This window comes from Bacteroides caecigallinarum, from assembly GCF_021530995.1.
Classification (GTDB): Bacteria; Bacteroidota; Bacteroidia; order Bacteroidales; family Bacteroidaceae; genus Phocaeicola; species Phocaeicola faecigallinarum.
Genome location: NZ_JADYTF010000320.1, coordinates 1 through 328, shown reverse-complemented (window position 1 = coordinate 328; position 328 = coordinate 1). Strand labels below are relative to the sequence as shown.

Below are 328 nucleotides of genomic sequence, written 5' to 3'. Positions count from 1 at the left end.
AGTGAAATTGTAGTATCGGTGAAGATGCCGATTACCCGCGATGGGACGAAAAGACCCCGTGAACCTTTACTATAGCTTAGCATTGAATTTGGGCACGCGATGTGTAGGATAGGTCGGAGGCATTGAAGCAGGTACGCCAGTATTTGTGGAGCCGCTGTTGAAATACGACCCTTCGTTTGTTTGAGTTCTAACTTCGGTAGAGAAGGACATTGCTTGGTGGGTAGTTTGACTGGGGTGGTCGCCTCCAAAAGCGTAACGGAGGCTTCTAAAGGTACCCTCAGGCCGATCGGTAACCGGCCCAAGAGTGTAATGGCAGAAGGGTGCTTGA

At 50.3% G+C, this 328-nt stretch carries 1 rRNA gene; it reads left to right on the top strand.

The window, feature by feature from the left end:
- A 23S ribosomal RNA gene (locus I6E24_RS16840) occupies window positions 1–328 on the top strand; the annotation flags it as partial.